Below are 21,585 nucleotides of genomic sequence, written 5' to 3'. Positions count from 1 at the left end.
CTCTAGTGGGTCCTTGTGGGCAGCATTGCGTGGCGCCACTGGCGTGGCCAGCCGGGCCGTGCTGTGTACGCCGGTCACTAACCATTGGGAAGTACGGGCACGTGAGATTTGGGCAGATCAGTGGGGTGGTGGTAGTCTGTCCAAGGTTTCATCTTTATAGGAGATGAAAAGTCTGATCGGTATCTCAACCATCCGCTGGGTGAGATACATTCTGGACATGCGGAAGGGCCCCGGAGAAGAGCCCCTATTTTTGCATGTTTGGACGTGTGAAAGCGGTCAGTTCAAGCCGAAGTCATAGAGAAAGACTAGATATATGCCAACTATTCAGCAGCTGGTCCGCAAGGGCCGCCACGACAAGAAGGCCAAGGTTGCTACGGCCGCCCTGAAGGGCTCCCCGCAGCGCCGTGGCGTGTGCACCCGCGTGTACACCACCACCCCGAAGAAGCCGAACTCGGCTCTGCGTAAGGTTGCCCGTGTGCGCCTGACCTCCGGTATCGAGGTTTCCGCCTACATTCCGGGCGAGGGTCACAACCTGCAGGAGCACTCCATGGTGCTCGTCCGCGGTGGTCGTGTGAGGGACCTCCCGGGTGTTCGCTACAAGATTATCCGCGGCGCACTGGATACCCAGGGCGTGAAGGACCGTAAGCAGGCTCGTTCCCGCTACGGCGCAAAGAAGGGACAGTAATCAACAATGCGTAAGAATGCTGCACCGAAGCGTCCTGTAGTTAAGGACCCGGTTTACAACTCCGAGCAGGTCACCATGCTCGTGAACAAGATCCTGCGTGACGGCAAGAAGTCCACCGCTGAGCGCATTGTGTACGGCGCTCTCGAGGTCTGCCGTGAGAAGACCGGTACCGACCCGGTCGGCACCCTGGAGAAGGCCCTGGGCAACATCCGCCCGGACCTCGAGGTTCGCTCCCGTCGTGTGGGTGGCGCTACCTACCAGGTTCCGGTTGAGGTTAAGCCGGCACGTGCCAACACCCTGGCTCTGCGTTGGCTGGTTACCTTTACCCGTCAGCGTCGTGAGAACTCCATGATCGAGCGTCTCGCAAACGAGATCCTCGATGCATCCAACGGCCTGGGTGCTTCCGTGAAGCGCCGTGAGGATACTCACAAGATGGCTGAGGCTAACCGCGCCTTCGCTCACTACCGCTGGTAATCCCTCCGGTATAACCCGCCACATGGCATCATGGCTCGAACAGCGATATTATCGTTTACCTGCGCTGACACTGCGTGTTCTCGCTCCCCTTGGCGGAGCGCTCCACGCTAAACAGTGCGGAACCTAAACTTGAATAGCGTTGTTCGGGCCATTTTTATGGCGTGGGCTCCACGTCTCACGCTGACGTAGAAGCCCAGACGTGGCAAAATAGACCAAGACCTATCCATGAAGACGTCACCTATGTTTCGTCAGTGCATAACTGGCGTCGGCGTCGACGACAATTAAGTTGGGGTATTAACTGTGGCACAAGAAGTGCTTAAGGATCTGAACAAGGTCCGCAACATCGGCATCATGGCGCACATCGATGCGGGTAAGACCACTACCACCGAGCGCATCCTCTTCTACACCGGTATTAACCGCAAGGTCGGTGAGACCCACGATGGTGGCGCCACCACTGACTGGATGGAGCAGGAGAAGGAGCGCGGCATCACCATTACGTCCGCTGCTGTGACCTGTTTCTGGAACAACAACCAGATCAACATCATTGACACCCCGGGCCACGTGGACTTCACCGTTGAGGTTGAGCGCTCCCTGCGTGTTCTCGACGGCGCTGTTGCTGTCTTCGACGGCAAGGAAGGTGTGGAGCCGCAGTCCGAGCAGGTGTGGCGCCAGGCTGCTAAGTACGACGTCCCTCGTATCTGCTTCGTCAACAAGATGGACAAGATGGGTGCGGACTTCTACTTCACCGTCCAGACCATCATTGATCGCCTCGGCGCTAAGCCGTTGGTCATGCAGCTGCCGATCGGTGCTGAAGATGACTTCGATGGCGTCGTCGACCTGATCAACATGAAGGCGCTGACCTGGCGCGGCAAGGTAGAAACCGGAACCGAAGCCACTATCGAGGAGATCCCTGCCGAGTTGCAGGAGAAGGCTGAAGAGTACCGCGAGAAGCTGCTCGAGACCGTCGCTGAGTCCGACGAAGAGCTCATGGAGAAGTACTTCGGCGGCGAAGAGCTGACCATTGAGGAAATCAAGGGCGCTATCCGCAAGCTGACCGTGAGCTCCGAGATCTACCCGGTCCTCTGCGGTACCGCTTACCGCAACAAGGGTGTCCAGCCGCTGCTCGACGCTATTGTTGACTACCTCCCGAACCCGCTGGACATCGGCGAGGTCAACGGCACCTCCCTCGACGGTGAGGAGACCCTGACTCGTAAGCCTTCCGTCCAGGAGCCGTTCTCCGCACTGGCCTTCAAGATTGCCGTGCACCCGTTCTTCGGCAAGCTCACCTACGTGCGTGTCTACTCCGGCCAGGCTATCCCGGGCGAGCAGATGCTCAACTCCACCAAGAACAAGAAGGAGCGCGTGGGCAAGCTCTTCCAGATGCACGCGAACAAGGAGAACCCGGTCGAGCACGCCGACGCCGGTAACATCTACGCGTTCATCGGCCTGAAGGAAACCACCACCGGTGACACCCTGTGTAACCCGGACAACCCGATCATCCTTGAGTCCATGGACTTCCCGGATCCGGTTATCCAGGTTGCTATTGAGCCGAAGACCAAGGCTGACCAGGAGAAGCTGGGTACCGCGATCCAGAAGCTCGCTGAAGAGGACCCGACCTTCACCGTTCACCTCGACGAGGAGTCCGGCCAGACCGTTATCGGCGGTATGGGCGAGCTGCACCTCGACGTTCTGGTTGACCGCATGAAGCGCGAGTTCAAGGTTGAGGCCAACATCGGTAACCCGCAGGTTGCTTACCGCGAGACCATCCGCAAGAAGGTCGAGTCCCTGGAATACACCCACAAGAAGCAGACCGGTGGTTCTGGCCAGTTCGCAAAGGTTATCGTCACCATCGAGCCGTACAATCCGGAGCCGGAAGAGCTGGAAGAGGGCGAGTCCGCAACCTACAAGTTCGAGAACTCCGTCACCGGTGGTCGCGTTCCGAAGGAGTACATCCCGTCCGTCGACGCTGGTATCCAGGACGCTATGCAGTACGGCTTCGTCGCTGGCTTCCCGCTGGTGAACATCAAGGCCACCCTCGAGGATGGCGCTTACCACGACGTTGACTCCTCTGAGATGGCCTTCAAGCTAGCCGGCTCCCAGGTCCTCAAGGAGGCCGTCGCTAAGGCTAAGCCGGTTCTGCTGGAGCCGATCATGGCCGTTGAGGTTGTGACCCCGGAGGAGTACATGGGTACCGTCAACGGTGACATCTCCTCCCGTCGTGGCCAGGTCTTCGCTATGGAAGACCGCTCCGGCGCCAAGGTCGTCAAGGCTAAGGTTCCGCTGTCCGAGATGTTCGGCTACATCGGTGACCTGCGTTCTTCCACCGCTGGCCGTGCAAACTTCACCATGGTCTTCGACTCCTACGCTGAGGTTCCGTCCTCCGTGGCACAGGAGATCATCGAGGAGCGCACCGGCGCCAAGGCCTAACTTTTAGGCCCCTGCCGCAAAGGCGTACATGCGGGGCTGGTAGTCTTCGCCAGTGGAAGACCAGTTCCGCGCCTTGGGGTAGCGGTCGGCTGAGCGCACACGCTTGATGTGGGTTGAGCCGGCCGTTACCCTCCCAGGATCCGTTAATTTGATTCTTGTCGAGGGTCAACGTCCGCACGTGTTGGGCGGGGTTACCTCCTATTTAGGCAGTTTGAAAAAACTGCGGCATAAATCTAGGATCGTGTAACTGGCACGTAAGAAAGCGTCATTAGCGCTTATGAGCTCCGGCTCGAAGTGCCAATGGCAATACAAACCACGTGGCTGCGAAATACGTAGCCGCCATAGAGTCCAGGAGGACAAACAGTGGCAAAGGAGAAGTTCGAGCGTACGAAGCCGCATGTGAACATCGGCACCATCGGACACGTCGACCACGGCAAGACCACCACCACCGCAGCGATCACCAAGGTTCTGGCTGACGCTTACCCGGAGGAGAACACCGCTTTCGCCTTCGACATGATCGATAAGGCTCCTGAGGAGAAGGAGCGCGGTATTACCATCAACATCTCCCACGTTGAGTACTCCACCCCGAAGCGCCACTACGCACACGTGGACGCCCCGGGCCACGCCGACTACATCAAGAACATGATTACCGGTGCTGCTCAGATGGACGGCGCTATCCTGGTTGTTGCTGCAACCGATGGCCCGATGCCGCAGACCCGCGAGCACGTTCTGCTGGCTCGCCAGGTTGGCGTTCCGTACATCCTCGTTGCACTGAACAAGTGTGACATGGTTGACGATGAGGAAATCATCGAGCTCGTCGAGATGGAGATCCGTGAGCTGCTCGCTGAGCAGGACTACGATGAGGAAGCTCCGATCGTTCACATTTCCGCTCTGAAGGCTCTTGAGGGCGACGAGAAGTGGGTACAGTCTGTTATCGACCTGATGCAGGCTTGCGATGACTCCATCCCGGATCCGGTCCGCGAGCTGGACAAGCCGTTCCTGATGCCGATTGAGGACATCTTCACCATTACCGGCCGCGGTACCGTTGTTACCGGCCGTGTTGAGCGTGGCTCCCTGAACGTCAACGAGGACATCGAGATCATCGGCATCAAGGAGAAGTCGATGTCCACCACCGTTACCGGTATCGAGATGTTCCGCAAGATGATGGACTACACCGAGGCTGGCGACAACTGTGGTCTGCTTCTGCGTGGTACCAAGCGTGAAGAGGTTGAGCGTGGCCAGGTTTGCATCAAGCCGGGCGCTTACACCCCGCACACCAAGTTCGAGGGTTCCGTCTACGTCCTGAAGAAGGAAGAGGGCGGCCGCCACACCCCGTTCATGGACAACTACCGTCCGCAGTTCTACTTCCGCACCACCGACGTTACCGGCGTCGTCAAGCTGCCTGAGGGCACCGAGATGGTTATGCCGGGCGACAACGTTGAGATGTCCGTAGAGCTCATCCAGCCGGTCGCTATGGACGAGGGCCTGCGCTTCGCTATCCGCGAGGGCTCCCGTACCGTCGGCGCTGGCCGCGTTACCAAGATCCTGGGCTAATTCTTGCTAGGGCCTAAGGCCCTTCCTGATTAGCAGGTCTGTGAGCCGCTCAATCCCTGATGGGGTTGGGCGGCTTTGGTGATCGTGGGCCTACTAGGCTTGAGAGTTATGTTCGACCCAACCCGCATTGACCGCACCCTCGCCGCACTGCGCGCCGCGTGGGAAGGCCAACCGGACCTTCCCCTGGGAACCCTGTTTGGCATGTTGGCGGCGGAGGGCTACGGCTGGGGCGTGCCTGACGACGAACTCAGCGCGCGGCTGGAGGCGATGGCGGCTGTGCATCCCCCGCTTGTGCCTCTCGACGCCAATCTCGTCACCGAGGGCCTCTGGCTCGTCGTTACGCCCACACACCGCGTGACACTAGCCCCTACGACTGCGGCCCCTCGCAATGTGGAGCAGAGCCGACAGGCGGAGTCTGTGGCGGTGGTGAGACCGATATCCAAGGACGGGCAGCGTGGCCAGCCGGTGGCGTGGACGGTGTCAGCCCTCCGGCCCGTTGGACCAGGACGACCGCTCGTGATTGCCGATGCCGAAGGCTTCGAGCATCGGTTTGGTGTCGTTGAGTCCGTCACGCGCTTGCGGGAGGACCATCGCAACCTGACGGGTCTTAAGCGGCGCAGCGTGGGGGACCGAGTGTGGTTCATCCGTACCGATTCCGAAACCATCATCCTTGACCATGGCCTCCACATCGTGGAGCGCAAGAACCGGGAGCTTGTCCGTACCGACTTCTCGTGGCACACCATCGAGGCCGGGGAAATCGGGGAACCGTTTCGCGTCCACCTTTCCCGGGGCACGCTGCACACCTTTGGGCGTATCCAGGAGGTCATTCTCGCTGAATCCGCGCCTTGGAACGAGTCCGCCTCGCCTTACTAGCGTGGCCCTGTTCAGCGCGCCGAAATCCTCGCGACGCTCGTAACCCGCTAGGTCTTCTGCACTTCTCGAGCAGATAGCCGCTAGCACGCTGTTCCGCGTTTTAGATCGCCGATGTGCCCGCTGAACTGTGAGGTTAACGCCTGAATCGTTGCGTGGGTTCGCCAAGTTCCCTGTCACCCTGGCTGTGGTTGCTGGGTCTCGTTCTTTAAGGGCTTAAGGATCCTGCCGTGGCTGCCCCTGTTGTATCCGGCGTCGAGTGAAGCGCAACCTGGGATCACCGATATCCCCGTCAGCATGGCTTTGTCTGACGGGTTCTTTCATTGGGAGCACCTTTGTCGCAGGTTACCGGCGCTTTTTGTGTTTGGGTGTTAGCTGCTGTCGGGTGGTGGGTCCGGTGGCTGTGCTGGCGCTGTGGCTGCTTTTTCGGTGGTGAGTCTGGCGACTGCTTCCTGGTATTCCGGCATCGCGGTGATTGGTGTACCCCAGGGTGGGATGAAGCTGACCCCGGTATTCAGCCGGTACATGTAGCCTCGCCCGGTGGGTTTTAAAGGGTCATCGTCGTTAATGCCGTTGTGGTAGGCGCACAAAAACGTCAGGTTCTTGATGTTGGTGTAGCCACCAGCCTGCCAGGGCACCAAATGATGGATTTGGCAGTAATCAGCTGGCTTATTACACCCAGGCCTAGAACAGGTGTGGAATTCAGCGTGCAGGGTAAGGCGTTGGTTGAAGTTTGCTCCGCGCTCGAGCCGCCAGGTGTTGATGGGCCCTTCAATGGGGTGCACGATGGTGGCGTAGCCTATTTCGGCAAACTTGTGGGTGAGGAATTCTGCCCCGGTCATGCGCGCACCGTTGGTGAGGTTGAGTTCGATCTCGTCGCCGTCACCGTTGATGATTTGGTCCAACTCATTCAGGGTGACGATGACTTGGGTGCGCACGGAAGGCTTAGTGCCGGTGGCTTGGTTGAAGAAGACGTCGTTGGCGGCTTTGAGTAGGTCGGTGTTGTTGGTGGATTCTAGGACTGCGCGCATGTTGGCAATCGTGGTGGCATCGTCAGTAATGGAAAGGGTGTTGGGGCCTTGTGCGCGGTAGGTGATGCGCACCCCTGGTTTGGCTATGCGTTTGGAACGCAGTTCTTTCAGGCGTGTGGCGGCGACGGTGGGGATGCGGTGTGCGGGTGTGGCGGCGAGTTTGGCTCGGAGGTTCCACGCATCCAAGGTCTTCTTGACCTTCGACACGTAGGTTTCAATCAGTGTGAGGGTGCTCAGGCTGTGGCGTTGTTGAAGGGCTGCAGCACGGGCTTTGCGTTGTTTACCGGTGAAGCGGGTGGGGCCGAAGTACACCTGGTGCAGACCGGCAAGTTCGGTGGCATCGGAGGCATCCGCGCCGAGCGCGCGGAGCTCATCGGGTGTGCCAGGTATATGCTCCACCAGCGCAATCCCCGAGTTGCGGAGGCGGATGTAGGTTTCAATATCCCCCATGGGCACAGAGACTAAAACAGCACCCGCAACCCCGCAACCGGAAGAAGAAAAACCCTGCTCACGAGTAGTTTTGTGAGCAGGGTAGGTGGTATCTAGAGGACCGCGTTGCGCACCTTCGTGAAGTGGACCTTGTATCGCGTATCCACATCCACGTCAGGGAACGCGGCACGGAAGTCCCGGTCGTTGACTTCGATGGCGTCCTTGATTCGCAGCAACGGGGTATCGGGATCTGCCAGGACCTCGTACTGCAGAGTCGGCCGCGAGCGGTCGTAGGCGACGAGCCGCGAGACCTTCTCCACGCCCTCAACCTCAGCGAGGGTATCCGCCACCGCGCCTGCAATAGCGGACATCTCAGTTTTAATCGCGCCCTCCTCATTCGATTGTTCCGAAGAGACCGAGCTAAACCGATGGTGCCGCAGGTTGCTGATCACAAGCCACAGACCGGCTAGGGCGCAGACAATCGTCGCCAAGCCCAGCGCATAGGGCCACCAGCCCTGCTCCGGTAAGCCCGCCCATGTGTCGTGGTCAACCCACGTTGCCAGGTAGGTGGCAAAGGACACGTTGAAGTGAATGAGAATCGGCCACGCGCCCAGAGCAATGAGAAGGACTCCCACAATGGCAAGGATCGTACGGTCCACGCCGGCGAGCGCCTTAGACATTAGCGATCTCCTCCTGTTCATCCTCAAGCACCACGGTGATGTCCGAAGTCGGGGTAATAGCCGCGAGTGCTGCGGTCACCGCCTCAGTCACGCGCTCTTTAAGCTGCGCGTCGTCGGCATCGCCCGTCGCAGTCACCGTAATGCGCGCTTGGTCCTTAGAGATCCGCGCCCTACTGCGCGCTGCCGTAGTTCCTGGCACCCGACGCGCCGTTGCCGACGCCACCCGCGCAATGTCCACCGCGCGCAACCACATCGACGCATCCTCGGAGCCAATCCGCACGTGCGTCGTCTTCCGCGGCGCACACGCCGCCCACAACAAAATCAGTCCGATGAGGATGGCCGCACCGCCGGCCACCAGCATCCACCCGTGGATCTCCGGGGAGGACATCACATCGATGAACGGCTGCAACCACGACGCAGCGCCCTCATCGGCACCCACGACCCAGGCCTCACGCCCCACGACCACGGCGGCGACGAGCAGGACGACGCCCAGGATGATGGTCCAGCCGCGCGCCGGCGGGGAGGCCTTCGGGCGTTGACCAAAGCCAACGGGCAGGGAGCTCTCACTCATAATGGCCTCCTATCGTTGATCGTGATGGCGCGCAGCGGCGCCGGGCGCGGGACGTCTACCCGGCGTGTGAACTGGGCCGAGGGCCGAATCTCAATCGGGCGCAGCTGGAGCGGCTCGGCGTGCGGGGAGCGCAGCGCTGGTGCCTGTGGAACGTCCACGTGCCGCGGCTGGACCGGGCGGGGAGTAGTGATGCGGCGCAACGCGAATTCCTGGGGCGACGCCACCGAACGAACGTTGACGGGGGCGGGGTCAGCAATAACGCGCAGCGGCCGCGGCGCTGCCGTAACGATTGGCCGCAGCTCGTCGTAGCGCTGCTCTGAAGGGCCGAAACCTTCCGTGCGAACCGCAACCTCGGATGGCGTGGCAACACCCCGCACCCGCGGTCCCTCCGGTGCCGCCACGGCACGTACCGGAGCCTCGCGTGGGGCCGCGATGTGGCGCACGGGCGCGCCGTGCGCGGTGGTGATGGGCTTGAGGACACGCTCCGGAACAATCGCCGGGATCTGCGCCGGCAGCGGCGCCCGTGTCTCGACCGCCAAGGCAGTCGTGCGTTCGCCTGCCACGGCGCCACCCACGGTGACGTTGACGCGGGTGGTCCGGAAACCGGTGAAATCACGCACGGCCTCTCGTATCGCCGTGCGAACGGCCGCTGCAACGTCGGTGACGGGGGAGGGCCAGTAGACGGCGATATCGACGTCGACAGCGACCATCTGCGTATCCGGATCCATCTGCGCCATCACGCGCGGAAAGGCGCGGCCGGCCAGGCCGGCAAGTTTGGCGTCGACAGCCGCGGTTCCCGGCACACTCGCGATGGCGGAGCTAATCACCTTCTCCATCGCGCGCAGAGAAAAGCGGGTGCGGCCGTGTTTGGCGGTGCTCACTAGCCTCGGCCTCTATCCTGGCCGACCACGCCCTTCCATACCGCAGTGAGGTCGATGCGGCCGTCGAAATGCGCGCCGATCACGCCGCCCACGGCTGCAAGCAACACCGCGAGCGCGACGTACCACACGCCGAGGTAGATGAAAAAGGCCAGAACCAAGCCGGCGATCACGCCGAGGGAGGTGTAATTCTTCATGGTTTTCCTTTAGTTCTGTGTGTCGGTTCCTTTTAGACCGCGTCGTCGAAGACAACGTCCACGCGGCGCACCGCGGGCCAGGTGGCGCGGACGGTGGTGCGGGTGGCGTCGCCAAGCTCGGCGAGGGGAACGCCAGCGCTGACATCAACGACGATGTGCAGCTCCAGGTGCGTGTCATCCTGCGGGCTGGGGCGGCGGATGCCGTGCACGCGCTCACCGGGGAAGAGCAGCGCGACCTCCCCGAACCGGCCGGGCGAAAGCTTGGCGACGCCCCTCAGATCCGTCACCGCCTCCGCTATGGACGTGGCAATGGGGAGGGTGAGCTCGGCAGAGGTCACGTTATGCCTGGCCCTGGGTAACTGCCGGGGCCGTTTCGGCGGACTCGTCTTCTTCACGCGGCAGCTTGACGTCGTGGACGACGACGTCGACGCGATCGACGGACAGACCGGTCATGCGCTCGACAGCATTCATGATGTTGCGGCGAATAGCCTCGGCGAGCTCGTGGATGGCCACCCCGTACTCGGCGATGATGGCGATATCAATGGAGGCGGTGCCGTTGTTCACCTCGACGCTGACGCCCTGGCGTACGTCCTCGGAAGCGCCGAAGGATTCGCGGATGGAGCCCATCATGCGGGCGCCACCGCCACCGAGCGCGGCGACGCCGGAAACCTCGCGGGCGGCAATGCCGGCGATCTTGGACACAACGACATCATCGATGCGGGTGGTGCCAAAATCGGTCTCCAGGTTCTTGTTGCGCTCCGGGGCAGGGGCCGGGGTGGCGTCGTTAGCCGGTGCAGTCTGCTCGGCGACGTCCTTGGGGGTGGTGTTCTCAGCCATGGTGGATCCCTCTCACTGTGTAGTTGAATTAGGTCTGTATCTACGTCACGAGCTTAACCGCCAACGCGGAACGCGGGGCGGCGGAGAGTCAATCCTTGGCCAAAACGTGATGTTACCCACTGTTTCTGCAGGAGTTTGGAAAACGCGAGGTTACGTGCTTAAATACAGGGGTTGCTTTAACACAGCAACGTAGCCGCAGGCTGATGCTTGTAGGGCGTTGTTGCTGGTAAGGCGAACATGACACCTTTGTTGTGGGGTTCTTTTAGAGCTACACGCGAAGGTCATCCGATCGGGCTAGGTCCGCGCTTGAGCAGAGACAATCCCGAGAAGATGGACCGGAGAAGGGGCATGGCAAATAAACAGCGGCAGTATATGAATAAGACTTTGGTTGCGGATCTTTAAGATCTCACGCCCCAGTCTTCTTCCTATTTACTTTGACTACGGGTCTTGTACCCCGTCACGAGCACTGCACTCTGGGCTTTTGCCTTAAGTCACTCTCGTGGTCGTCATGACAGTCAGACAACTGGCGTTGAGCCATGGCTTCCAGCCCGGACAACGTTATAGAGAAATCGAGAAGCAATTTCCCACCGCTTCACGCCCCGGATAGGCCGGGAATGTGAAAGTGGGGAAGCGAGGAAGAGGATAAGCGTGGCGGGACAAAAAATCCGCATTCGGCTGAAGGCCTACGACCACGAGGCTATCGACGCTTCTGCTAAGAAGATCGTCGAGACCGTTACCCGTACGGGTGCTCGTGTTGTCGGCCCGGTGCCGCTCCCAACCGAGAAGAACGTATACGCCGTTATTCGTTCTCCGCACAAGTACAAGGACTCTCGCGAGCACTTCGAGATGCGCACTCACAAGCGCCTCATCGACATTCTCGACCCGACCCCGAAGACCGTTGACGCCCTTATGCGCATCGACCTTCCGGCAAGCGTCGACGTGAATATCCAGTAAGCGATCGACACAACGTATTTGGTGGAGAACAAACAATGAGTGAAAACGAGATCAAGGGAATTCTGGGCACCAAGCTCGGCATGACCCAGGTCTTCGACGAGGAGAACCGCGTTGTGCCGGTGACCGTCGTCGAGGCTGGCCCGTGCGTGGTTACCCAGATCCGTACTGTAGAAACCGATGGCTACAACGCCATCCAGATTGCCTTCGGTGAGAAGGACCCGCGCAAGGTCAACAAGCCTGCAGCCGGTCACTTCAAGAAGGCTGGCGTGACCCCGCGCCGTTACGTCGCTGAGATCCGCATGGACGATACCTCCGCATACGAGGTCGGCCAGGAGGTCAAGGTGGACATCTTCGAGGGCGTGACCTTCGTCGACGTCACCGGCACCACCAAGGGTCACGGATACGCTGGCGCCATGAAGCGCCACGGCTTCGCAGGCCAGGGCGCTGCCCACGGTAACCAGGCTGCCCACCGCCGCGTTGGTGGCATTGGTGGCGCTTCGTTCCCGGGCCGCGTCTTCAAGGGTAAGCGCATGGCTGGCCGCATGGGCCAGGACCGCGTGACCACCCAGAACCTGAAGATTCAGAAGATTGATGCCGAGTCCAACCTGCTGCTCATCAAGGGTGCTATCCCGGGTGCGCGCGGTGGCCTCGTCACCGTTAAGACCGCAGTGAAGGGCGGTGCACACGCATGAGCAACCTCAAGCTAGACGTCCAGACCGCTGACGGTAAGACCAACGGCACCGTTGAGTTGCCGGCCGAGCTCTTTGACACCGAGGCATCCATTGCTCTGATGCACCAGGTTGTCAACGCACAGCTCGCTGCCGCTCGTCAGGGTACCCACAAGACCAAGACTCGCGGCGAGGTCCGCGGCGGTGGTCGCAAGCCGTTCCGCCAGAAGGGCACCGGCCGCGCCCGCCAGGGCTCCATCCGTGCTCCGCACTACACCGGCGGTGGCACCGTGCATGGCCCGGTTCCGCGCGACTACTCCCAGCGCACCCCGAAGCGCATGATCAAGGCTGCTCTCTACGGCGCACTGTCTGACCGTGCACGCAACGAGCGCATCCACGTCATCGAGGAGCTCGTCCCGGGCCAGACCCCGTCCACCAAGCAGGCCAAGGCTTTCATCGAGCGCCTCACCGACCGCAAGAATGTTCTTCTGGTCATCGGCCGCGAGGACATCAATGCTCGCCGCAGCGCCAACAACCTGCCGAACGTCCAGATCCTGGACGCCGGCCAGCTGAACACCTACGACGTCCTCTACTCGGACGACGTTGTGTTCTCCGTTGAGGCTCTGCACACCTTCGTCGAGCGCGCTACCGGCGCCGCCGAGGAAGCTAAGGAGGAGAAGTAATGGCTAAGCTCGCTAACCCGCGCGACGTCATCATCGCACCGGTTGTGTCCGAGAAGTCCTACGGCCTGATGGAGCAGAACGTCTACACGTTCTACGTCTCCACGGACTCCAACAAGACCCAGATTAAAGATGCCGTCGAGCAGATCTTCGGCGTGAAGGTTGCTTCCGTGAACACCGTGAACCGTGCAGGTAAGCGTAAGCGCACCCGCACCGGCTTCGGTCAGCGTAAGTCCACCAAGCGCGCCTACGTGACGCTCCGTGAAGGCAGCGACTCCATCGACGTCTTCGGCGCAGGCGCTTAAGCCCCACCGAAGAGCCGAAAGGAAAAGGAAGAATTATGGCTATTCGTAAGTACAAGCCGACAACTCCGGGTCGCCGCGCATCCTCCGTGTCTGAGTTCGAGGAAATCACTCGCTCGACCCCGGAGAAGTCCCTGCTGCGCCCGCTGAGCAAGACTGGTGGTCGTAACAACTACGGCCGCATCACCACCCGCCACATCGGCGGTGGCCACAAGCGCCGTTACCGTCTCATCGACTTCCGTCGTACCGACAAGGACGGCATCCCTGCAAAGGTCGCTCACATCGAGTACGACCCGAACCGTACCGCTAACATCGCCCTCCTGCACTACGCAGACGGCGAGAAGCGCTACATCATCGCCCCGAAGGGCCTGAAGCAGGGCACCATCGTTGAGGCTGGTCCGAACGCAGATATCAAGGTTGGCAACAACCTGCCGCTGCGCAACATCCCGACCGGTACCACCATCCACGCTGTGGAGCTCAAGCCGGGCGCTGGCGCTAAGCTGGCTCGCTCCGCTGGTGCCTCCATCCAGCTGCTGGGTAAGGAAGGCAAGTACGCCATCCTGCGTATGCCGTCCTCCGAGATTCGTCGCGTCGACATCCGTTGCCGCGCCACCGTCGGTGAGGTTGGCAACGCTGACCAGATGAACATCCGTTGGGGCAAGGCCGGCCGTATGCGTTGGAAGGGCGTCCGCCCGACCGTCCGCGGTGTCGTTATGAACCCGGTCGACCACCCGCACGGTGGTGGTGAGGGTAAGACCTCGGGTGGTCGCCACCCGGTGTCGCCGTGGGGCCACAAGGAAGGCCGCACCCGCAACCCGAACCGTTACTCGAACAACATGATCGTGCGCCGTCGTCGCCCGAACAAGAAGCGCTAAGAGGAGGTAAACAATGCCACGCAGCCTTAAGAAGGGCCCGTTCGTCGATGAGCACCTCCTCAACAAGGTTGATGCTCAGAACGAGGCCGGCACCAAGCAGGTCATCAAGACCTGGTCTCGCCGCTCCACCATCCTGCCCGACTTCATCGGTCACACCTTCGCCGTCCACGACGGTCGTAAGCATGTCCCGGTGTTCGTCGAGGACTCCATGGTTGGTCACAAGCTCGGTGAGTTCGCACCCACCAAGACCTTTAAGGGTCACGTTAAGGACGACAAGAAGGGACGTCGATAAGCGATGAGTGACACCATCACCTCCGCATCCGCAACGGCTCGCTACGTCCGCGTTACCCCGATGAAGGCACGCCGCGTCATCGACCTGGTCCGCGGTAAGTCCGTAGCCGAGGCACTTGCAATCCTGAAGTACGCTCCGCAGGGCGCCGCTGAGCCGGTTGCCAAGGTTGTTGCATCCGCAGCTGCCAACGCTGAGAACAACTTCGGTCTGGATCCGCGCACCCTGGTCATCTCCGAGGCATACGCCAACGAGGGTCCGACCATGCGTCGTTTCCAGCCGCGCGCACAGGGCCGCGCATTCATGATTCGTAAGCGCACCAGCCACATCACCGTGGTTGTCGAGAGCCAGAAGGAAGGGGCCAAGTAATGGGCCAGAAGATCCATCCTCACGGCCTACGTTTGGGCATCACTTCCGACTGGAAGACCCACTGGTACGCCGATAAGGACTACGCAAATTACGTAGCCGAAGACATCAAGATCCGCGAGTACCTGGAGAAGGGCCTCGACCGCGCCGGCATCGCCGACGTCGTCATCGAGCGCACCCGCGACCGCGTCCGCGTGGACATTCACACCGCCCGCCCGGGCATCGTGATTGGCCGCCGCGGTGCTGAGGCTGACCGCATCCGCCGCGAGCTGGAGAAGCTCACCGGCAAGATGGTCGCCCTCAACATCCTCGAGGTCAAGCAGGTCGACGCCAACGCAAACCTGGTTGCACAGTCCATCGCTGAGCAGCTGGTTAACCGCGTGGCCTTCCGCCGCGCAATGCGCAAGGCCATCCAGTCCGCTATGCGCCAGCCGCAGGTTAAGGGTATTAAGATCCTCCTGGCTGGTCGTCTGGGCGGCGCTGAGATGTCCCGCACCGAGCGCTACCACGAGGGTCGCGTTCCGCTGCACACCCTTCGCGCCGAGATCGACTACGGCACCGCAGAGGCCCACACCACCTTCGGCCGCATTGGCATCAAGGTGTGGATCTACAAGGGTGACGTTGTCGGTGGCGTCCGCGAGTCCGAACTGAACGCTCCGGCGCAGGGCCGTGGCCGCGGTGACCGCAACGGTCGTCCGCGTCGTGGTGGCCAGCGTCGCCAGCGCGCACAGCAGAAGCAGGAGGGCTAATCCATGCTGATTCCTAAGCGCGTCAAGTACCGTCGTCAGCACCGCCCGACCCGCTCGGGTGTGTCCAAGGGCGGTAACCGCATCAACTTCGGTGACTACGCCATCCAGGCTCTCGAGCCGGCGTACATCACCAACCGCCAGATTGAGGCCGCACGTATTGCCATCAACCGCCACGTCAAGCGTGGTGGCAAGGTGTGGATCAACATCTTCCCGGACCGTCCGCTGACCCAGAAGCCGCTCGGCGTGCGTATGGGTTCCGGTAAGGGTCCCGTCGAGAAGTGGGTTGCCAACGTTAAGCCGGGCCGCATCCTCTTCGAGATGACCTACCCGAACGAGGCTACCGCCATCGAGGCCCTGCGCCGCGCTGGTCAGAAGCTTCCGTGCAAGGTCCGCATCATCAAGAAGGAGGACCAGTTCTAATGGCTAACGGTACCCCCGCCCACGAGTTCCGCGAGCTCGACAACGCTGAGCTGGAGAACCGCCTGAAGGACGCGAAGGAAGAGCTCTTCAACCTTCGTTTCCAGAAGGCCACCGGCCAGCTGACCAACAACCGCCGCATCGGCACGGTTAAGCGCGACATTGCCCGCATCTACACCGTTCTGCGCGAGCGCGAGCTGGGCCTGTCCGTTGCTCCGGGAGCTGAGGCTTAATCATGAGTGAGGCAAACGTGAACACTAAGAAGGAAAAGGGCGCTCGCAAGACCCGCACCGGCATCGTTGTCTCCGACAAGATGAATAAGACCATCGTTGTCGAGCTCGAGGACCGCAAGCAGCACGCCCTCTACGGCAAGATCATGCGCACTAACAAGAAGGTTAAGGCGCACGACGAGAACGAGACCGCCGGCATCGGCGACCGCGTTCTCATCGCCGAGACTCGCCCGCTGTCCAAGGACAAGCACTTCCGTCTCGTCGAGATCGTGGAGAAGGCTAAGTAAAATCTAGCCCTCTTCTACGTGAATAGCCCCCACGGTTATCGTGGGGGCTATTTTTGATCCTGCACGGCGCTCTTCTCCGAGACCAGATCCTCTAGCGCGCGCCGCGGTGTGTGAGCGCAATGGCAAGGCAAAACGCACTGAGCACCGCGCCGACCGCGAGAAGGAACGTGCCGATGCGGTAGGGCGTAGTGCTGGTCACGTCGATGGTGTTAAAGATCTGAACCCAGACCAACCAGCCTGCGATGAGCGTGCCCGCCCCGAGGGCGGTGAGCGCGCGCAGGCCGCGGGTGGGGCGTTGGGTGGGGGAGAAGGCGTGGTAGGAGGCGTCGATAAGCGCTAGCACGGCAAGGATGACCGATGTCCAGGCCGCGACGGGCACCGGGAGCAGGGCCGAGGTGCCGAAGAATACCGGCAGGAGGAAACATATCGCGACGAGAACGAGGAGAACCGCGTTCAACACCGCCGCGCGCAGGGGATAGTTCACAGCCGCGCCTCTACTTCGGTGCGTGTGGGCGGCTGGGCGCCGGTGCGTGAGACCGTGATCGCAGCGGCAGCCGCCGCAAACTGCAGGATCTCGCGCCAGTCTTCGGCGCTGAGCTCGGCTGCAGTCCCGTCCCGTTCAGCCAGAAGCGTCAGGAGTGCAGCCATCACCGTGTCGCCCGCGCCGATGGTGTCCGCCACCTCGACGTTCACCGGCGGGACCTCCAATGACACCGACGCCGTGCGTACGCTCAGCCCGTCCGCCCCGCGCGTGGTGACCACCACCGGTACCTGCTCCAGTGCCCCAGCCCCAAGGAAATCAACCTCTTCTTCACTGAGCTTCAGCAGCGTGACGTGGGGAAGCAGACTCAGCAGGAACTCGCGGTGCTCCGCAGTGGCGAAGAAGGGCCGGATATTCGGGTCCAGCGCCACCTTCGTCCCGCGCGCAGCCAAGTCCTTGAGAAGCGCGGCATAGCGCGAGGCGCCCGGCTCCAGCGCTAGGGAGACGGTGCCGAAGCAGGCCCAGGGGACGTCGGCAAGCGCGGGCTCTACGAAGCGGTCGGCAGTACCCTCCGTGTAAAAGGAATAGGTGGCCGAGCCATCGTCGGCGATGTTGCACACCGCCAGCGTGGTGGGTTCCTCGCCGCGCTGCACAAGGGAGGTGTCCACGCCCTCCTCGGTGAGACGCTCCTCCAGCGCACAGCCGAATGCGTCCTTCGATAGACGGGACTGAAAGCCCACGTCAGCGCCCAATCGCCCGGCTGCCACCGCCACGTTGAAGGGGCCGCCACCCAACGCCGGTTGGAGGTCAGCCAGCTGCCCGCGGCCACGCGGCACAAGATCAACGAGGCCTTCGCCACACACCATAATGTCCATAGAGCCCATACTATCGAGGGCATGAACTACCGTCCGCTTTTTCATCTCTCCCCGCCCTCCGGCCGCTTGAATGACCCGAACGGAATCTTTGTTGATGGCGATACTCTGCACGTCTACTACCAGCACGACCCGTGCTTCCCACACGCTAAGAAACAAACGGGGTGGGGGCACGCAGTAGCATCGCTGAGCGCCGCGCAACCGTGGCGGCACTACCCGGACGCGCTGTTTCCCATCCGTGAGCATGACGCCCACGGCTGCTACTCGGGCGGCGCAGTGGTCGACGGCGAGGACGTCTGGCTGTTCTATACCGGCAACCTCAAGCGCGATGGCGTACGGATTCCCTCGCAGAACCGCGTGCGCGCGGTAGAGCCTTCAGGCCCGGCAGGTGGTTTCTACGAACACGACCCAGCCAATCCACTCATCAATGGGCCCGCGGAGGGGTTCACGGGGCACTACCGGGATCCCCAGATCACCCGTGATGATGCGGGCTGGCGCATGGTGCTCGGCGCGCAAGCGGAGGATGAAACGGGGCACGTGGTGCTCTACCGCTCCACGGACTTGGCGCACTGGTCCTTTGAAGGCGCGCTCACGTTCGATACCAGCCAGGCCGAGCCGGGCCTGAGCCCGGACCTCATACCGGGCGGCTACATGTGGGAATGCCCCAACCTCGTGACGCTGCGTGACCGCGCTACGGGTGAGGGCAAGGACGTCCTGGTCATCTGCCCGCAAGGTCTTGAACCGGTGCTTGCCGACGGCTCCACGCACTACGCCTCCTCCGACCAGTGCGGCTACCTCGTGGGCCGGCTCGATGGCACGGTCTTTCACGTGGAGCGTGGTTTTAGTGAGCTGGACTTTGGCCACCAGTTCTATGCACCACAGCTGGTGGAGAAGGACGGCGAAGCCATCATGCTCGGGTGGATGGGCCTGCCGGCGCAGGATGACACCCCGACTGTGAAAGAAGGGTGGGTCCACACGCTCACTCTGCCGCGGCGCGTGTGGTTGGAGGATGGCTGGCTGCGCCAGGCTCCGGTCTGGGAGCTGCCGGAAAGCGACTCGGTTGCAACGCTTCAGGCAGGCGAGGGCACGTACGCGCTTGTCGACGACTCCGGGGCCGAAGCCTTCCGCGTCACCTACGGCGGGGGAGAACTCCGCTTGGCTTGCGGCGGTGATGAGCGCGTCGTGCCGTGTCCAGCTGGTTCCCTGGAACTCATCGCGGATGGCTGCGCGGTGGAGGTCTTTGCGGGCGATGGGCGGATTGCGGGGGCGTCGGCGGTTTTTGGTGCCAGCGGCGCTCGCTGGAAGGGCTGGGAAGCCCGATAGGGTGTGAATCTTCCTATATTTGTGCCCGAATGGTTGGCGTTCTGTGGGGTGGCGTGTCTAATGGAAGGTGACACTACATAATTCATCTCACTCTAGGAGGCACGGCGGCATGGATCACTCACAAGTCGCGGAGCGAATCCTGAAAGCCATCGGCGGCGAAGACAACATCGTGGCGCTCGCTCACTGCGCCACCCGCCTGCGCATGGTGCTCAAAGACAGCAAGAAGGTCGACAAGGCTGCGCTGGAAAACGATCCGGACCTCAAGGGCATCTTTGAGGCCGGCGGTATGTTCCAGGTCATCGTTGGCCCGGGCGATGTCAACATCGTCTTCGACCAACTCAACAAGATAACCACCAAGGACATCGCGGTCTCCACCGACAAGCTCAAGGACATCGCCGCCGATTCCGGCAACTGGTTCTCCCGCGCGGTGAAGGTCCTCGCGGATATCTTCGTGCCGCTCATCCCGATTCTGGTCGGTGGCGGTCTGCTCATGGCGCTCAATAACGTGCTCACCGTCAACGGCCTTTTTGGCGAGCAGTCAGTCATTGAGATGTTCCCGGCTATGGCCGATGTCGCCGGGCTTATCAACCTCCTGGCTTCCGCGCCGTTTGCGTTCTTGCCTATTTTGGTGGGCTTTACCGCCACCAAGCGCTTCGGCGGCAACGAGTTCCTCGGCGCCGGCATGGCTATGGCGATGGTGATGCCGGACCTGGTCAACGGTTACCAGGTAGCCGCGACCATCGAAGCGGGGGAGATGACCTACTGGAACATCTTCGGCCTCGACGTGGCCCAAGCCGGCTACCAAGGCTCCATCCTGCCCATCCTCGTCATCGCCTGGATTCTTGCCACGATTGAAAAATTCCTGCACAAGCACCTCAAGGGCACGGTGGACTTCCTGCTTACCCCGCTGCTGACGTTGCTGGTGACGGGCTTTATCACCTTCATTGCGGTGGGTCCGGTGCTGCGCACCGCTGGCGACATGCTCGGTGCTGGTCTGAATGACCTCTACACGTTCGCCGGCCCGGTGGGCGGCTTCATCTTTGGTCTCTTCTACTCGCCGATCGTCATCACGGGCTTGCACCAGTCCTTCCCGCCGATTGAGACGATGCTGTGGAACGAGGGCGGTTCCTTCATCTTCGCGGTGGCTTCCGTGGCCAACATTGCCCAGGGTGGCGTGGCCCTGGCGGTCTACTTCTTGGCCCGCTCTGAGAAGCTCAAGGGCTTGTCCGGTGCCTCGGGTGTGTCCGCGCTCTTCGGCATTACCGAGCCCGCCATCTTCGGTGTGAATCTGCGACTGCGCTGGCCGTTCTACATCGGCATGGGCGCCTCCGCGATTGCTGCGACGCTCATTGCGCTTTTCGACGTCAAAGCCACCGCCCTCGGCGCCGCCGGCTTCATCGGCTTCGTGTCCATGCGCCCCGAGGACTACACGCAGTTCTTCATCTGCGCCTTTACCTCTTTGATCCTGTCCTTCGGTGTGGCCTTTGCCTATGGCCGCTACCTGATTGCCAAGAACGGTTCCATCGATCCTGATGAGACCGGTGCTGCTACCGGTGCCGGCGGCGCGGTACCTGCTGCCACCGCTGACCCGAACGCCTATCGCGTGGCCTCCCCGCTGGCTGGTACTGCTATCGCTTTGGAGTCGGTCTCGGATCCGATGTTCGCGGCGGGCAAGCTAGGCGCGGGTGCGGCCGTCGAGCCCTCCGAGGGGCGCCTTGTCTCCCCGATCGACGGTAAGGTCACCGTCACCTTCCCCTCCAAGCACGCGTATGCCGTGCGCGGCAAGGATGCCGACGGCAACAACGTGGACATTCTCATGCACATCGGCTTCGATACCGTGAACCTGAAGGGCGAACACTTCACCTCGCACGTCTCCAAGGGCGATGAGGTGAAGGCTGGTGACCTGCTGTGCGAGTTCGACATTGATGCGATCAAGGCAGCCGATTACCCGGTGACCACGCCGGTCGTCGTCTCCAACTCGAAGAAGACGGGTCCGGTCCTCCCGGCCTATGCCACGGGCGAGGAGATCTCCTTCGGCGATGAGCTTCTGACGGTGGACCCGAAGCCGGAACCCGCTGATGCAGCACCTGCTGCATCAACCTCGAAGGCCTAGGGGTGCTTCAGTGGACAAGGCCTAGGGGCCCGTCCGCCGCTTCCATAAGTGCAGACCTGGAAGTGCAGACACGCTGGTCGTCGCCAAGCACTGCGCGTGCGCTTCACGACGCCACCAGCGCCTCTGCACTTTGAGGTCTGCACATTTGGGTTTGAGGGGATGAGAAGTGTCGTAGGGCGGCGAAGTGGTGCAGCGCGCGATTTGGGGAAACAGCGGCGAGCATGCTTGAATGTATGGGTTGCATATGGCCGGTCGGTGCAGCGCGATGCGTTTCCGAATCGCCGCACCGAGACCCTTCGACCGCTGTGAACAGCGAGTTCGTCGCACAGCCTGTGCCACGTGAGCA

Annotated in this window: 27 protein-coding genes; 18 read left to right on the top strand and 9 right to left on the bottom strand. The window is 61.6% G+C overall.

What is annotated here, in order from left to right:
* Positions 1 to 313: 313 nt before the first annotated feature.
* From rpsL to QKE52_RS06770, 5 genes are all read left to right on the top strand, one after another.
* Complete coding sequence (gene rpsL, locus QKE52_RS06790) at positions 314 to 685, top strand: 30S ribosomal protein S12 (RefSeq protein ID WP_046648492.1); 372 nt, start codon at positions 314 to 316, stop codon at positions 683 to 685.
* Between the two features lie 6 nt (positions 686 to 691).
* On the top strand, positions 692 to 1,159 hold the full coding sequence (gene rpsG / locus QKE52_RS06785; protein ID WP_046648491.1) for a 30S ribosomal protein S7: 468 nt from the start codon (positions 692 to 694) through the stop codon (positions 1,157 to 1,159).
* 300 nt (positions 1,160 to 1,459) lie between these two features.
* Positions 1,460 to 3,586 carry an elongation factor G gene (fusA, locus tag QKE52_RS06780; protein ID WP_046648490.1) on the top strand — a complete coding sequence of 709 codons (2,127 nt, stop codon included), beginning with the start codon at positions 1,460 to 1,462 and terminating at the stop codon, positions 3,584 to 3,586.
* A gap of 363 nt (positions 3,587 to 3,949) precedes the next feature.
* A complete protein-coding gene (gene tuf / locus QKE52_RS06775) occupies positions 3,950 to 5,140 on the top strand; it encodes an elongation factor Tu (RefSeq protein ID WP_046648489.1) in 1,191 nt (396 codons plus the stop codon).
* Between the two features lie 108 nt (positions 5,141 to 5,248).
* The gene (locus QKE52_RS06770; RefSeq protein ID WP_071410140.1) at positions 5,249 to 6,013 is read left to right on the top strand and encodes a hypothetical protein; all 765 of its coding nucleotides are present in this window, start codon (positions 5,249 to 5,251) and stop codon (positions 6,011 to 6,013) included.
* Positions 6,014 to 6,381: 368 nt separating this feature from the next.
* Here QKE52_RS06770 and QKE52_RS06765 read toward each other — a convergent pair whose 3' ends face one another.
* The 7 genes from QKE52_RS06765 to QKE52_RS06735 all read right to left on the bottom strand — a co-directional run bounded on the left by QKE52_RS06765 (position 6,382) and on the right by QKE52_RS06735 (position 10,633).
* A complete protein-coding gene (locus QKE52_RS06765) occupies positions 6,382 to 7,491 on the bottom strand; it encodes an HNH endonuclease signature motif containing protein (protein ID WP_347948427.1) in 1,110 nt (369 codons plus the stop codon).
* A 92-nt stretch (positions 7,492 to 7,583) separates the two neighbouring features.
* Positions 7,584 to 8,150, bottom strand: a complete 567-nt coding sequence (locus QKE52_RS06760) for a hypothetical protein (RefSeq protein ID WP_070821422.1) — start codon at positions 8,148 to 8,150, stop codon at positions 7,584 to 7,586.
* Entirely contained in the window at positions 8,143 to 8,721 is a 579-nt protein-coding gene (locus QKE52_RS06755; protein WP_347948425.1) for a DUF6286 domain-containing protein, read from the bottom strand. The genes QKE52_RS06760 and QKE52_RS06755 overlap by 8 nt, the downstream gene beginning before the upstream one ends.
* Complete coding sequence (locus QKE52_RS06750) at positions 8,718 to 9,602, bottom strand: Asp23/Gls24 family envelope stress response protein (protein WP_246819152.1); 885 nt, start codon at positions 9,600 to 9,602, stop codon at positions 8,718 to 8,720. The genes QKE52_RS06755 and QKE52_RS06750 overlap by 4 nt, the downstream gene beginning before the upstream one ends.
* Positions 9,602 to 9,796, bottom strand: a complete 195-nt coding sequence (locus QKE52_RS06745; protein ID WP_010189668.1) for a hypothetical protein — start codon at positions 9,794 to 9,796, stop codon at positions 9,602 to 9,604. The genes QKE52_RS06750 and QKE52_RS06745 overlap by 1 nt, the downstream gene beginning before the upstream one ends.
* Positions 9,797 to 9,828: 32 nt before the next feature.
* Positions 9,829 to 10,134: a hypothetical protein gene (locus tag QKE52_RS06740; RefSeq protein ID WP_102234687.1), complete on the bottom strand. Its 306-nt coding sequence runs from the start codon at positions 10,132 to 10,134 to the stop codon at positions 9,829 to 9,831.
* A 1-nt stretch (position 10,135) separates the two neighbouring features.
* Positions 10,136 to 10,633 (bottom strand): Asp23/Gls24 family envelope stress response protein, encoded by a 498-nt coding sequence (locus QKE52_RS06735; RefSeq protein ID WP_046648480.1) that lies wholly within the window; start codon positions 10,631 to 10,633, stop codon positions 10,136 to 10,138.
* Positions 10,634 to 11,281: 648 nt separating this feature from the next.
* Between QKE52_RS06735 and rpsJ the strand changes: the two genes are divergently transcribed.
* From rpsJ to rpsQ, 11 genes are read left to right on the top strand one after another with little or no spacing between them, the layout of a single operon-like run.
* A complete protein-coding gene (rpsJ, locus tag QKE52_RS06730) occupies positions 11,282 to 11,587 on the top strand; it encodes a 30S ribosomal protein S10 (protein WP_003848085.1) in 306 nt (101 codons plus the stop codon).
* Positions 11,588 to 11,622: 35 nt separating this feature from the next.
* Positions 11,623 to 12,279 carry a 50S ribosomal protein L3 gene (rplC, locus tag QKE52_RS06725; protein ID WP_347948424.1) on the top strand — a complete coding sequence of 219 codons (657 nt, stop codon included), beginning with the start codon at positions 11,623 to 11,625 and terminating at the stop codon, positions 12,277 to 12,279.
* The gene (rplD, locus tag QKE52_RS06720; RefSeq protein ID WP_010189650.1) at positions 12,276 to 12,938 is read left to right on the top strand and encodes a 50S ribosomal protein L4; all 663 of its coding nucleotides are present in this window, start codon (positions 12,276 to 12,278) and stop codon (positions 12,936 to 12,938) included. The genes rplC and rplD overlap by 4 nt, the downstream gene beginning before the upstream one ends.
* Positions 12,938 to 13,240 carry a 50S ribosomal protein L23 gene (rplW, locus tag QKE52_RS06715; RefSeq protein ID WP_046648478.1) on the top strand — a complete coding sequence of 101 codons (303 nt, stop codon included), beginning with the start codon at positions 12,938 to 12,940 and terminating at the stop codon, positions 13,238 to 13,240. Before rplD ends, rplW begins: the two co-directional genes overlap by 1 nt.
* Positions 13,241 to 13,275: 35 nt before the next feature.
* Entirely contained in the window at positions 13,276 to 14,112 is an 837-nt protein-coding gene (gene rplB, locus QKE52_RS06710; protein WP_010189648.1) for a 50S ribosomal protein L2, read from the top strand.
* Between the two features lie 13 nt (positions 14,113 to 14,125).
* Positions 14,126 to 14,404 carry a 30S ribosomal protein S19 gene (gene rpsS, locus QKE52_RS06705; RefSeq protein ID WP_010189646.1) on the top strand — a complete coding sequence of 93 codons (279 nt, stop codon included), beginning with the start codon at positions 14,126 to 14,128 and terminating at the stop codon, positions 14,402 to 14,404.
* Between the two features lie 3 nt (positions 14,405 to 14,407).
* A complete protein-coding gene (gene rplV / locus QKE52_RS06700) occupies positions 14,408 to 14,770 on the top strand; it encodes a 50S ribosomal protein L22 (protein ID WP_010189645.1) in 363 nt (120 codons plus the stop codon).
* The gene (gene rpsC, locus QKE52_RS06695) at positions 14,770 to 15,516 is read left to right on the top strand and encodes a 30S ribosomal protein S3 (RefSeq protein WP_049157353.1); all 747 of its coding nucleotides are present in this window, start codon (positions 14,770 to 14,772) and stop codon (positions 15,514 to 15,516) included. Before rplV ends, rpsC begins: the two co-directional genes overlap by 1 nt.
* Before the next feature lie 3 nt (positions 15,517 to 15,519).
* Positions 15,520 to 15,936 (top strand): 50S ribosomal protein L16, encoded by a 417-nt coding sequence (rplP, locus tag QKE52_RS06690; RefSeq protein ID WP_010189643.1) that lies wholly within the window; start codon positions 15,520 to 15,522, stop codon positions 15,934 to 15,936.
* Positions 15,936 to 16,166: a 50S ribosomal protein L29 gene (gene rpmC, locus QKE52_RS06685; protein ID WP_046648476.1), complete on the top strand. Its 231-nt coding sequence runs from the start codon at positions 15,936 to 15,938 to the stop codon at positions 16,164 to 16,166. Before rplP ends, rpmC begins: the two co-directional genes overlap by 1 nt.
* A gap of 2 nt (positions 16,167 to 16,168) precedes the next feature.
* Positions 16,169 to 16,450, top strand: coding sequence for a 30S ribosomal protein S17 (gene rpsQ / locus QKE52_RS06680; protein ID WP_010189641.1), 282 nt, complete (start codon positions 16,169 to 16,171; stop codon positions 16,448 to 16,450).
* Positions 16,451 to 16,541: 91 nt separating this feature from the next.
* Here rpsQ and QKE52_RS06675 read toward each other — a convergent pair whose 3' ends face one another.
* Complete coding sequence (locus QKE52_RS06675; RefSeq protein WP_070511311.1) at positions 16,542 to 16,934, bottom strand: hypothetical protein; 393 nt, start codon at positions 16,932 to 16,934, stop codon at positions 16,542 to 16,544.
* Positions 16,931 to 17,806, bottom strand: coding sequence for a carbohydrate kinase (locus QKE52_RS06670; protein ID WP_070546022.1), 876 nt, complete (start codon positions 17,804 to 17,806; stop codon positions 16,931 to 16,933). The genes QKE52_RS06675 and QKE52_RS06670 overlap by 4 nt, the downstream gene beginning before the upstream one ends.
* 21 nt (positions 17,807 to 17,827) lie before the next feature.
* On the opposite strand from QKE52_RS06670, the gene QKE52_RS06665 reads away from it, so the two are divergent.
* Together QKE52_RS06665 and QKE52_RS06660 are read left to right on the top strand one after the other, a co-directional pair.
* Positions 17,828 to 19,126 carry a glycoside hydrolase family 32 protein gene (locus QKE52_RS06665; protein ID WP_347948423.1) on the top strand — a complete coding sequence of 433 codons (1,299 nt, stop codon included), beginning with the start codon at positions 17,828 to 17,830 and terminating at the stop codon, positions 19,124 to 19,126.
* A gap of 109 nt (positions 19,127 to 19,235) precedes the next feature.
* Positions 19,236 to 21,239 (top strand): sucrose-specific PTS transporter subunit IIBC, encoded by a 2,004-nt coding sequence (locus QKE52_RS06660; RefSeq protein ID WP_293777420.1) that lies wholly within the window; start codon positions 19,236 to 19,238, stop codon positions 21,237 to 21,239.
* Positions 21,240 to 21,585 lie beyond the last annotated feature (346 nt).

The organism is Corynebacterium sp. c25Ua_47 (assembly GCF_039907205.1).
Lineage (GTDB): Bacteria > Actinomycetota > Actinomycetes > Mycobacteriales > Mycobacteriaceae > Corynebacterium > Corynebacterium hiratae.
Note: the sequence above shows the minus strand (reverse complement) of the source record. Positions and strands in the feature narration are given on the sequence as shown.

Excerpts from the sequence above, each read along its gene's own strand:
- rpsG (WP_046648491.1), top strand. The coding sequence starts at position 692 with ATGCGTAAGAATGCTGCACCGAAGCGTCCTGTAGTTAAGGACCCGGTT.
- QKE52_RS06735 (WP_046648480.1), bottom strand. The coding sequence starts at position 10,633 with ATGGCTGAGAACACCACCCCCAAGGACGTCGCCGAGCAGACTGCACCG.
- rplV (WP_010189645.1), top strand. The coding sequence starts at position 14,408 with ATGAGTGACACCATCACCTCCGCATCCGCAACGGCTCGCTACGTCCGC.
- QKE52_RS06745 (WP_010189668.1), bottom strand. The coding sequence starts at position 9,796 with ATGAAGAATTACACCTCCCTCGGCGTGATCGCCGGCTTGGTTCTGGCC.
- rpsS (WP_010189646.1), top strand. The coding sequence starts at position 14,126 with ATGCCACGCAGCCTTAAGAAGGGCCCGTTCGTCGATGAGCACCTCCTC.
- QKE52_RS06670 (WP_070546022.1), bottom strand. The coding sequence starts at position 17,806 with ATGGACATTATGGTGTGTGGCGAAGGCCTCGTTGATCTTGTGCCGCGT.
- rplD (WP_010189650.1), top strand. The coding sequence starts at position 12,276 with ATGAGCAACCTCAAGCTAGACGTCCAGACCGCTGACGGTAAGACCAAC.
- rplB (WP_010189648.1), top strand. The coding sequence starts at position 13,276 with ATGGCTATTCGTAAGTACAAGCCGACAACTCCGGGTCGCCGCGCATCC.
- QKE52_RS06665 (WP_347948423.1), top strand. The coding sequence starts at position 17,828 with ATGAACTACCGTCCGCTTTTTCATCTCTCCCCGCCCTCCGGCCGCTTG.
- rpsC (WP_049157353.1), top strand. The coding sequence starts at position 14,770 with ATGGGCCAGAAGATCCATCCTCACGGCCTACGTTTGGGCATCACTTCC.
- rplC (WP_347948424.1), top strand. The coding sequence starts at position 11,623 with ATGAGTGAAAACGAGATCAAGGGAATTCTGGGCACCAAGCTCGGCATG.
- rplP (WP_010189643.1), top strand. The coding sequence starts at position 15,520 with ATGCTGATTCCTAAGCGCGTCAAGTACCGTCGTCAGCACCGCCCGACC.
- QKE52_RS06660 (WP_293777420.1), top strand. The coding sequence starts at position 19,236 with ATGGATCACTCACAAGTCGCGGAGCGAATCCTGAAAGCCATCGGCGGC.
- rpsQ (WP_010189641.1), top strand. The coding sequence starts at position 16,169 with ATGAGTGAGGCAAACGTGAACACTAAGAAGGAAAAGGGCGCTCGCAAG.
- QKE52_RS06765 (WP_347948427.1), bottom strand. The coding sequence starts at position 7,491 with ATGGGGGATATTGAAACCTACATCCGCCTCCGCAACTCGGGGATTGCG.
- QKE52_RS06770 (WP_071410140.1), top strand. The coding sequence starts at position 5,249 with ATGTTCGACCCAACCCGCATTGACCGCACCCTCGCCGCACTGCGCGCC.
- rpmC (WP_046648476.1), top strand. The coding sequence starts at position 15,936 with ATGGCTAACGGTACCCCCGCCCACGAGTTCCGCGAGCTCGACAACGCT.
- QKE52_RS06755 (WP_347948425.1), bottom strand. The coding sequence starts at position 8,721 with ATGAGTGAGAGCTCCCTGCCCGTTGGCTTTGGTCAACGCCCGAAGGCC.
- rplW (WP_046648478.1), top strand. The coding sequence starts at position 12,938 with ATGGCTAAGCTCGCTAACCCGCGCGACGTCATCATCGCACCGGTTGTG.
- rpsL (WP_046648492.1), top strand. The coding sequence starts at position 314 with ATGCCAACTATTCAGCAGCTGGTCCGCAAGGGCCGCCACGACAAGAAG.
- QKE52_RS06760 (WP_070821422.1), bottom strand. The coding sequence starts at position 8,150 with ATGTCTAAGGCGCTCGCCGGCGTGGACCGTACGATCCTTGCCATTGTG.